Origin of the sequence: Longimonas sp., assembly GCF_046498435.1 — a bacterium.
GTDB lineage: Bacteria > Bacteroidota > Rhodothermia > Rhodothermales > Salinibacteraceae > Longimonas.
The window spans coordinates 1-11114 of record NZ_JAWOAR010000202.1; the positions used below are offsets into that span (position 1 = coordinate 1).

5 protein-coding genes and 1 pseudogene are annotated in these 11114 nt (G+C 61.3%); 2 read left to right on the forward strand and 4 right to left on the reverse strand.

The features are described 5' to 3' along the window. On the forward strand, positions 1–1873 hold a 1873-nt coding region (locus R6U20_RS07565), incomplete at its 5' end, for an SbcC/MukB-like Walker B domain-containing protein (protein ID WP_410337253.1). Positions 1874–2006: 133 nt separating this feature from the next. Here the strand turns inward: R6U20_RS07565 and R6U20_RS07570 are convergent. Both R6U20_RS07570 and R6U20_RS07575 read right to left on the reverse strand, forming a co-directional pair. Next, complete coding sequence (locus R6U20_RS07570) at positions 2007–4310, reverse strand: amino acid permease (protein WP_410337254.1); 2304 nt, start codon at positions 4308–4310, stop codon at positions 2007–2009. A 184-nt stretch (positions 4311–4494) separates the two neighbouring features. Next, a pseudogene (locus R6U20_RS07575) lies at positions 4495–5520 on the reverse strand (formate/nitrite transporter family protein); the annotation flags it as partial. 254 nt (positions 5521–5774) lie between these two features. Between R6U20_RS07575 and R6U20_RS07580 the strand changes: the two are divergent. Continuing rightward, the gene (locus R6U20_RS07580) at positions 5775–8309 is read left to right on the forward strand and encodes an ATP-dependent helicase (RefSeq protein WP_410337255.1); all 2535 of its coding nucleotides are present in this window, start codon (positions 5775–5777) and stop codon (positions 8307–8309) included. Between the two features lie 173 nt (positions 8310–8482). Here the strand turns inward: R6U20_RS07580 and R6U20_RS07585 are convergent, their stop codons facing one another. Together R6U20_RS07585 and R6U20_RS07590 are read right to left on the reverse strand one after the other, a co-directional pair. Continuing rightward, complete coding sequence (locus tag R6U20_RS07585) at positions 8483–9091, reverse strand: porin family protein (protein ID WP_410337257.1); 609 nt, start codon at positions 9089–9091, stop codon at positions 8483–8485. 166 nt (positions 9092–9257) lie between these two features. Beyond that, on the reverse strand, positions 9258–10793 hold the full coding sequence (locus R6U20_RS07590) for an amino acid--tRNA ligase-related protein (protein WP_410337256.1): 1536 nt from the start codon (positions 10791–10793) through the stop codon (positions 9258–9260). Positions 10794–11114: the final 321 nt, after the last annotated feature.

The following is an 11114-nucleotide window of genomic DNA, read 5'->3' on the forward strand; positions in this document are numbered from 1 at the left end:
CGAGGCCCTGCAATCGGAGATTGAGCAGATGGACTCGGATGCCGAGCAGGCCCAGTCGGTAATCAACAAGCACAAGGAGGAGGCGCAGACTGTGGCCAAACGCACGGCGGCGGTGGATACGTGGACGAAGCGGCTGGAGCAGAGCAAGCAACTTCAAGAACTACGTGGACAGCTCCAGGAAGCCGAGTCGGAGCTTGCGGAGGCCCAGGAACGCGTCAAGGAACGCAAGTCGACCCGCGACACGAAGAAGCAGCGGGTGCGCGAGCTTGAGCAGTTGCGCGATGAAGGCTACGCCAGCGTGCTGGCCATGCAGTTGGAAGACGGCGATGCGTGTCCGGTATGCGGCGCCACCACGCATCCTAATCCCGCCAACGCAGCACACGACGTGCCCGATGCCGAGGCGCTTGAATCGGCCCGGGCGGCGCTCGACGATGCGGAATCGAAGGTACAAGCCGCACAGCAGCAGAAGGCAGAGGCCCAGCGCACTGTAGACCAGCACACGAGTAAAATGGAGGCGCTTCAGGATACGGATGCGGCCCTCACTGAGCACACGACTGCCGAGGTTGAGGCAACGCTCCACGACGAAAAGGAAGCCCTCGCATCCGCCCAGACGGCCCAGTTGAAAGTGAAGACCGCAACCGCCGATCTGGAGGCCATCAACGAGGATCTGGCGTCGAAGCGGGAGGCGCTGGATGCGAAAAAAGACGCGGTGCGCGAGGCAAAAAGCAATCATGAACAGGCAGCGGCCCACGTCGAACGGCTGACCGACAGCGTGCCGGAGGGCATTGACTCGGTTGAAGCATTGGAGGCCAAGCAGGCCGCGCTGGAGGACGAGCTTGCCACCTTAACTACGGCGCTGGAGGAAGCCAAGCTGGCGAAAGAGAAGGCGGGCAACGCCCATGCCGCGGCGCAGAAAGATCTTGAAAACAAGCGCGAACAGTCTGAAGCTGCCCAGCAGAAGTATGCCGAGGCCCAGGAGCAATTTCGGGCGGCGTTGCGTGAGCACGGGTTCGAGGACCGTTCGGCGTACGAATCCGCACGCATGGAGGCGGATGCACTGGCGAAGCTACGCGAACGGATTCAGGAGGTCAACCAGCAGTGGTCGAATGCACAGTCGAAGCTGAAGGAAGCGAAAGCCCGCGCTGAGGGCATTACCGAGCCCGATGTGGAGGGCGCCGAAGCAGCCGTAGAGGCGCTGAACGAGCGCATCAGTACGCTGGATCAGGAGATTGGGGCACTGGAGAATGCGAAGGAGGCGCTGGAGAATGCGCTGATGCAGTTGGAAAAGATTCAGGACGAGGCGCAGGCGGTGGAAGAAAAGGCCGAGCACATCGGGCACCTCAGCCAGGTGGCACGCGGCAAGCAGGGCAACGAGCGCAACATCAGTCTGCAGCGCTACGTGCTGGCGGCACGCCTGAAAGATGTGTTGCAGGTTGCGAATGAGCACTTGCAGCGGATGTCGCAGGGGCAGTACCATCTGCGCCGCGCCACCACGCTCGACGATGCGCGCAGCAGCGGCGGACTCGACTTGCGGGTGTACGATGCCCACACCAACGAGGAGCGTCCTGTGAGTACGCTCTCGGGCGGCGAGGGCTTCAACGCATCGCTGGCGCTGGCGCTGGGCTTGAGCGATGTGGTGCAGCGCCGCACCGGTGGGCGCCGCCTGAATACGCTCTTCATTGACGAAGGCTTTGGCACGCTCGATCAAGAGACCCTCCAGCGCGCGCTGGATGTGCTCTACGATGTGCAGGACCAGCAGCAAGGGCGCTTGCTCGGTATCATCTCGCACGTCACCGAACTGAAGCGCAGTCTGCCTGCCCGCCTTACGGTGCAGGCCGCCCAAGACGGCAGCACGCTGCGTGTAACAACGTGATGCGGAGCGGTGAAGTGTTTTGCTGCGTATTCAGCCGCGCGTCATGGGAGACGCAGCGGAGCGTGATTCTTTTGCCGCTACTGCATTGCCCCTCTCAAAGACACAGACCACGTAGTAGCCCAACATCACAAGGCTACGCAAGTGCGCTTTCGTTGCCGGAGTCGCGGACGAAGAGGCTGCTGGTGCGGGTTTCGGACACAAGCGCACGCATGCGCTCGAACCGGGGCGGGTCCATCAGTCCGAAGACGTTCACGTCGCCGCGTGGTGCGTTGGGGAGGTAGGCTTGGAAGTCGCCCACGTGCACCACGATCTCGGCATTAGGCATGCGCGCCAGGTCCGTAATCATGTGTAGGAAGGTGTGGGCGGCCTGCGCATCTTCTTCGGTATCGACCACGGTAAGCAGCCGCATTTTGGCATCCCAATTGCGTTTGAGTTTGTACGCCATGAGGAGGAGCAGGTCGAGATTGCCAATATCCATCGACACGCGCCAGTGCGGACTGCGGTCGTTGATCCACACGTTAATGGTTTCGCGCTGCCCCAGTCCCACGCGGTCGTGAGGTGCGTAGAGGAGCGACCCCATCTGCTGGTCGCTTGCGGTAGCCACGAGCTGCTGAAAGTCGGCCTCGCGCTCGTTGGTTGGAGGAAGCGCCAGAAAGAGGACATTCGGCTTAAAGAACGCGCTCTGCATCGTCTGGATGCTGGCGGTGAGGCTGTTGGCAAAGTCGTGCGCAGTCACCACAGCCGAAGATGCAAACACGCCCTGCTTCCGGAAGGCCGCCGTAAGGTCGCGTACCTGGTCGGGCAGATCCGATGACGAGGATTCGCTCTGCAGGCCGAGCACGTTTACCGCGCCCTTGGGAGCCGCCAGGTCTTGCAGGAAGAGAAAGGACCCGCGCAGCGTATCGGCATCGGTGATGGGGACGAGGATGTTAGGCTTCCAGGCGCGCTCCTGGCGGGCGTCGAGGTCTTTCACATGCTTGGCCGCCCACTCCGCCAGCGACACGAAGAGTCCACTGCGTACGTCGGCCATGGAGTGGTCGAGGGTGCGGCGCACCAGAATCCCGTAGAACACAAGCACGATTGCCAGCGCAGCCAGTCCAAACGTGGGGTTCACGATAAACATGGCCAGCAAACAGCCTGCTGCTCCTGCAAACGACACCACGCGGGGCACGCACAAGAGCGGACGAAAGCTGACGAGGCCCAGCGTCTGCTCTACAAACACCACGACGTTGATCATGGTGTAGGTAATCAGGAAGAACATGGTGATGAGCGGCGCGATGGCGTTCAGGTCGCGCATCATGAGTGCGGTGAGCACGATGCCGCCCGTAATGAGCATGGCGTTACGCGGCTCGCCCGAGTCGGTGCGCCGGGCCATCCAGTCGCTTTGGGGCAGGATGTCGTGGTTGCCCAGCGCCTGCAAGATTCGCGGAGCTCCTACGGCTGAGGCGAGCGCCGAGGAGAACGTAGCCCCCAGGAGCCCGGCCACCACGGGCGGCCCCCAGAACGCCTTGTCGATCATGACGGTGTAGTTGGTGAGCAGCTCCTCGGTCGTGGCCGAGCGCAGCAGCCAGATCGCTAAGAGCAGATAGATCACCGCGCTGAGTCCAATGGCGGACATAGTGCCCAGCGGAATGCTGGTGCGTGGGTCTTCGAGTTCGCCCGACATGTTGGCCCCCGCCATGATGCCCGTGGCGGCCGGAAAGAACACCGCAAACACGACCCAGAGCGACACCCCGGGGAAGCCGTCTTCGGGCGCACCCGGAAACTCGCCCCAGAGCGGCACTTCGGTAAGCGGAATGGTCATCGACCCGGTGGCGGCCGCCATAGCCACCGATACGAGCGAGGCCACAATGATCGCCAAAATCGCGTACTGCACCCGAAAAGCCAGGCTGGCACTGATGTAGGCAATGCCAAAGATCAGCGCAAATGCCGCCAGGTCTACAAGCAGCGCCGCGTGATCTGGAAAGACCCAGAGCCACCCCTCGCGAAAGCCGAAGATGTACATCGTAACGGCAAGGGCCTGCGCCAGGTACAGCGGGATGCCCACGCTGCCGCCGACCTCCAGGCCCAACGACTGCGAGATGATCGAGTACGCGCCCCCGGCTCCAATACGGATGTTGGTCGTAATCGACGACATCGACAGCCCGGTGGCAGTTACGATGCCAAACGCCAGCAGAATGATGAGGAGTCCGCCCAGCAGCCCGGCGTTGCCCACCACCCAGCCAGTCCGCAGGTACATGATTACGCCCAAGATGGTGAGCAGCGTGGGCGTGAACACCCCGCCAAAGGTGCCATACTTGGCCGAGTCGGGCAGAATGGAGGACTCGGCCGAGGGCTCTACGTCGGTATCTACCACACCTGCATCTGCAGGGGGCGCACCGTCGGGGGAGGAATTGGATGTGGCAGCGTCAGGAGGCGCAGCGTTGGAGTCAGCCATGCGAGCCAGGAGCGGCGTGTGAAGAACGAAGAGCCTGAACGTAATGCGACGCACGGGCTATGCGGGCATCAGTTTCACGCCTGTCGAGACGCGGAGTGCCCCTGCTTTTGCGTGCGTGCTCGTCGTCCTACTTTTCGCTACCGACTATGTCTGCTGAAGCGGATTACTTGTCAGGGAGTGTGGCTTCGCGGGCGGGCACATACGAGCGGCCTACGAATCCACCAAAGAACCATTCACGCATGGTAAGCTGCCGTTCGGCACCATCTTCGCGAGCGGTTTCGAGGCGGCGTGCGGTGGTTTGGAAGTAGTTGACGACCGTAACGAGAATGGCCCCGCCCACGGTGTTGCCAAGTACAACAGGCAGAATGAAGCCTGAGAGTCCTTCCCAGAACACGGCGTATCCACTAAAGACCAGATACATCAGTTCGGTGAAAGACACCACGACGTGGAACAGGTTGCCAAGCGGGATGCACAGAAATGCCATGTACGTGAGAGCGAAGCGGGCGATGACGTCGCGCGCAGTGAAGTTGAGCCAGACCACACCAGCTACAATAAACCCAGCGGTCAGCGCCTTAAAGAAGAGATCTGCAAACGGCGTTTCCATCCCTTTCTGACTAATCTTGAGCGCTGCGTCGGCGGCTTCAGGCGAGAGCACCCCTGTGGTGGCCAGCAGCAGAGCGCCCATGGCGCCTCCTGCAAAGTTACCTGTAAGCACCGTGCCCCATACGCGCAGAAGCGCCGGTATGCTGGCCAGGCGCTCCAGCACGAGAGCCACGGGCGGAAGCGTATCTTCGGTATAGAGGTTGTATCCACCCAGAATGATGTACACGAACCCAACCGGATACAGCAACGCACTGATCAGCGGGTTGCCTCCCGACTCCGCCGTGAGCGAGGCATACAGCAGAAACGTGATCGTGATGGCAAAGCCCGCCGCTAATCCGCTAAAGAGCAACTCCCGCCCTGGCGTGCCGATCTCTTCATCGGCAGCTACAATGATGCGCTGAAAGATCTCGTCCGTGCCAAACCGATCACGCACAGCAGCGCCCACGGCCGGTGCACCATGGGCCGAACGTTCTGCTTCTGCTGTCTCCTTCACAACAACGCTAGGCTCGGAGTCGGGACAGTCGGGGTCGAAGGGGGGCGTCTCTGCCTCAACCTTCGGGGGAACGGTCGTGGAGGCATGAGATTCTTGATTCGAATTCGTCTTCATGCAGATCGTTGGCGCTGTTGCCAGGCTATTGCCAGAGGAAATACATTCGTTCGCACCTTTGCCCCGGATTGGCGTTCCCACCTGAACATGGCTCCGTCGTTAATTGCGAGCGGAATGCAGGGGTCGTAGCGATACGGTAACACCTCGCAGCGTCTGTAAAAAGAGCAGCGCGTGCCTGCGTGCCCTGCACAAAATCGCTGCCCGACGCGTAACGCACATCGCACCGCCCACTGTTCCTGTACAACGCACCGGCTATGCTTGCTGCCGACCGCCTTACGCCCAACCAACAACGTATTGTTCAGCACAACGAGGGCCCCGCACTGGTGTTTGCTGTGGCGGGCGCTGGAAAAACCACCGCTATGGTGCATCGCATCCGTCATCTTGTAGAAGAGCGCGGAGTGCGGCCCGACCGTATCCTTGCGAGTTCGTTCAGCAAGGCAACGGTCTCTGATCTGGCTGATGGACTCCGCGCGCTCGGGGTCCGCGGGGTTGACTGCTGCACGCTGCATGCGCTGGGCCGCCGGTGCATCCAGCAGGCCGAGGCGCACAAGCACCTGCCGTCGCGTCTGGATCAGCAGTCGGTGAATCCGTCGCGCGCGGCCCGCTACCTGGCCGAGCGCGCCCTACAGCGGCTGGCCCAAGAGCGCGAGGTCGATAGAGCCGACCTTGGCATCCTGCCCACCGACCTGGCCGACCAGATTGGCGCGTGGAAGCGGCAACTCTGCTATGCCGATCTCAGTGCTGCGCATCTCCCCGAACGGGCACAGGAGCACGCATCTCAGGCCGAGCACGAGAACGACGACTATCTCACTCTCTACCGCTATGCCGAGGAGGAGCGCGACAACGAGGGCTGGGTTACGTTCGACGACATGCTTCGCGAAGGCTGGGAAGCCCTCATGCGCTTTTCCGCCGTGCGCAAAGCCGCCCAGTCCGCCTACGATTACGTGCTCGTGGACGAGTTTCAAGATGTGAGCCGCGTGCAGTACCGCATGCTCGACGTGCTCACCGCTCCGCATCGCAACTACATGGCGATTGGCGACGACGACCAGTGCATCTACACCTGGCGCGGGGCCAATCCCTCGTACATTCTCGGCTTTGCCGACGCCTACGACGCCGCCGAGTACGTGCTGCACGATAACTTTCGCTCTCCTGTACAGCAAACGGCCCTCGCAAATCGCGTCATTGTACACAACCGGGAGCGCCATGCCAAACGCATCCAGTGTACAAAGGGATACGGAGGCACCACGCAGTGCATTGAGGCGGAGGATGCATCGGACGAGGCCGCCCGCATAGCCACCGCCATTCAGTCGCATCTGCGTGCAGGGGGTGCCCCCACCGACATTGTGATTCTGGTGCGCCAGTACGCGCAGACGCCGTTTATTGAGCAGGCGCTGCTGCAGGCCGATGTGCCGTATCGCATTGTGGGCAACACGCCGTTTTATGAGCGTCCCGAAGTGCAACCGCTCTTGCAGTACCTGTACTGGGCCACGCTCGAAGCCACTGTGCAAGACCAGGGCTGGTTTGCAGACCGCCGCAAGATCATTCCGTATCTGGAGCGCTTTCAGACGATGCTCCGCACGCCCAACCGGTACGTCAGCTACGCTGTGCAGCAAAATGTGAGGCGCGCCGCCCGGCAGCAACAGACCTCCGTGCTCGATGCCCTGGCCGCTCACACCGACCAGATGCACGAGCGCACCGTAGAGCAGGTCGAAGATTTTTTGGATACGGCTGCCGCCCTGGCCGACCGCGTCAACGATCCAGCCGCCGACACGCTTGCCTGGCTCATCGACGCCATCGACTACGAGGCGCACCTGCGCCAGCAGAGCGCGTTTCAGGATGTCGGCGAAAACCGTGTAGCCACCGCGCGCTCGCTGGTGGATTTTGCCGAGGGCTGTGTGTCGGCGCAAGACTTGCTGGAGACGATCTATCAGATCGACCAGGCGCAGACGAACAGCGACTCTGATGCCGTGCTCACGCTGCGCTCCATCCACCGTGCCAAGGGCGGCGAGTGGCCCGTTGTGTTTGTGCCCGGCTGCAACGAAGACACCTTTCCCGCTGCAGGCAGTGCCTCCCACTCCGCTATGATGGAAGAAGAGCGGCGGCTCTTCTACGTGGCTGTGACGCGGGCCCAAGAGACGCTCTATCTGTCGCATGTCGAATCGGAGCCTCGCTCGCCGTTTGTAGGCGAGGCACAGCTTCGCGCCACGCTATCGCAGTGCGAGACGCTGCAATCCGTGGCCGATACCGCTCCCGAGGCGCTTACCCCTGCCGATGCGGTGCGCTTCTGCACAGCCGTGGGCAAGCTGGAACTGGAGCGCTACCTGCGCACGTGGTGGTCTGCCGAGCCCGCCCACCGCACAACCCTGCTAAAACAAGCCAAGCACGCCGAATCGACCCTATCGGAGCGGCTCCAGGCGGGCGATGTGTCAGGGCTACTCATCCCCGTCGCCGTGCGCAATGACCTTGTATCTGCCACAAAGCCGTTCGCTTTTGCTGTATCGTCGCACACCGAGCGCATCGAAGTGTATCAGCGCGACCGCCGCATCGGATTTGTGGACGCAGAGCGCAGTGAGACAGCACTTCCACTCGATCTGCTTCCGTGGGATACCCTGACCGCGCACCTGGCCCGCCGCACGCAGTCCGGCAACACGCTCTACCTGCGCCCCGGCACGACCCCCGCAGACGACGCGGACAGCGTGCCCGACGGGCAAGATCTCACGAAAGTGCTTTCCAAGGCGTATCAGCGCGGACGTGCCGCCCTCAACGAGGCCATCGCATCGCAGGAATGATACTAACTCCGCATGCGTCGTTGGAGGAGTGGAGGGGCACATCGTCTATCCATTCGTCCTTCCACGCCCAAACGAGGCCGAACTTGGTATGACTCCTTGAAGGAGACAACAGAGGGTCCAATCCCAAATCCAAAATCCAAAACCCCCAATCCAAAATCCAAAATCGCTGGCAATCAAAAGGCCACGCCCAAGACCAGGGCAAACGCATTATTACGCACCTTGCGAGGCGCATCGGCTGGAAACGAGTCCGTCAAGTCCACGTCGTAGCGTCCTTCTATGAACACCTGTGCAGGTAGCATCTGTGTAGAGACGCCCACACCCAGCGTGCCGCCCGCCGCTGTGGAATCGTAGAAGTCGGCAATTTCACTTTCGATGTCGCCCCCCGAAAACGCAAAGACGCCGGCCTCCCGTCCTACCAGAATATCTACACGCGGCCCGGCCAGTGCGTATAGCGAGGCCGCCCCAACGCCATACTCCAGCTTTGCCAGAAGCGGGATCGTCAGATAATCAAACCGTGTCGTCGCTTCCAGCGGCGTTTCATTGCCGTCTACATCGACTTCGGCAGTGGACTCGACGAAGCCTCGCTGGGTGTATCCAACCTCGCTACGAACAGAGAGGAACGGGAGCAACTCTTTCTCAGCAAACGCCGACCCTCGCCAGCCCGAGCGCCGCTCAAGATCGAACTGGTCCATGTTATCGCTTGCGCTGGATGCTGTAATTCCGCCCTTCACGCCGAAGTGGTCAATCCACTGCGCATGGCTTGACAAGGGAAGAAGCAGCATCACAAAAATGCACAGAACGGGGGCGATTCGTTGGAGACACATGACTTGAAGGAGGCGATGGAATGAAGCGAAGCAGAGCAGTTGCAGACAGCCAAGTATCCACCAATGTCAGTGCCGCTCCTTCCAATCGCAAATCCAAAATCCAAAATCCAAAATCCAAAATCGCCTACGGATGCAGCCGCCCAATCGTGCGGGGGAACGGAATGGCTTCGCGCACATGTTCGCGACCGCAGATCCACGACACCACGCGCTCCAGCCCGAGCCCGAACCCGCTGTGCGGCACCGCGCCGAACTTGCGGAGGTCCAGGTACCAGTCGAACGCCTCCTCGGGCAGGCCGTGCGCCTCAATCTGCTCCTGCAAGAAGTCCAGATCCGTAGCGCGCTCGCCCCCGCCCACAATTTCGCCGTAGCCCTCAGGCGCCAGCACGTCCATACCCAGCGCCAGGCGGTCGTCGTGCGGATCGCGCTTCATGTAGAAGGCCTTGATCTTCGCCGGAAAGCGGTGCACAATAATCGGACGATCAAAGTGCCAGGTGAGCACCGTCTCGTCGCTTCCGCCAAAGTCGGAGCCCCACTCAAAGGTCTGCGCCGACTCCTTCCAGTCCGGCAGATTGCGCAGCGCCTCCTCAATCTCGTTGATGCGCTTGTTGATCTCAATCTCGCGCGCATCGATCTGTCGTTTGATATGCTTCTTCGCCTGCCCGCGCCGCTTCTGATTCTCCGCGCGCTCGGTCTCCAGCTCCGCTTGCTCCTCGTGCAGCGCCTCAATGCGCTGATCGATTAGCTGCGCCGTCGATTCGCTCCGCAAGAGCTCCACGGCCTCGTCGTAGCTGATGCGCGGAAACGGCGTATCGACCTGCTGCAAGGCCGTCGTGTCGCGCTCCAGTGTCTCCAGTTCGCGCTCGCAGTGCTCGAGCACATCCTGCACAATGTGCGACACAAAGCGCTCGGCCAGCGTCATGTTCATATCCAGATCGTAGAACGCCATCTCCGGCTCAATCATCCAGAACTCCGTGAGGTGACGGCGCGTCTTCGACTTCTCGGCGCGGAAGGTGGGCCCAAACGTATAGATCTTGCCGAACGCCATCGCCATCGCCTCGCCGTGCAGTTGACCGCTCTGCGTCAGGTAGGCCGACTCGTCGTCGAAGTAATCCAACTCAAACAGCGTCGAAGTGCCCTCTACGGCGTTGCCCGTTAAGACCGGCGCATCCGTCTGCAAGAAGCCGCGATCTTGAAAGAAGTCGTGGATGGCTTTCTGCACACGGTTGCGCACCCGCAGCACCGCCCACTGCGACTCGCTGCGCAGCCACAGATGACGGCGGTTCATCAGGAAGTCGATGCCGTGCTCTTTCGGCGTAATCGGATAGCCGTCCGAATCCCCAATGGTCTCCACCGCATCCACCTGCATCTCGTATCCACCAGGAGCGCGATCATCGGCCGATACGGTGCCGGTGATGGCGAGGGCCGTCTCCTGACTTGCGTTGTCGGCCGCTGCCCAGCTGGCCTCATTCACATCGCCCTCGCTCACCACGCACTGCACGTAGCCCGACCCATCGCGCAAGATCAAGAAATACAGACTCTTGGAGCCGCGCTTATTGTGCAGCCAGCCCTTCAGGGTAACGGACTCGCCGTCGTGGTCGGGCAGCGCGTCGATGCGAACGAAGTCTTCGATAGGAGTTTCCGAGGGAGCGTCGTCGGCCATGAACAGCGAAGGATAACATGAAACGGACACAGGAACGAGGGCATGATACCACATCGCACCCACAGGTTCCAGCGCTGAACCGCGCCCAATGCTGTTTCCGCACAGTCCGAAAAACTTCCTTCCTATCAACAGATCTCTGATTTTGCCGTAACACGGGACCCCCTTGCCCGTACACGGATCGGCAAAATCCGGCGCCACCTGCTGGCGGATCATTTTGATGAGGCAAAACAGGGAAAGGGCACCACCCCTGAAACCGGGCCCATGCCGCTCGAAAAGATGACAGATCAGGACCAGGCCCTGCTGGGAAACCGAACAGCCTGG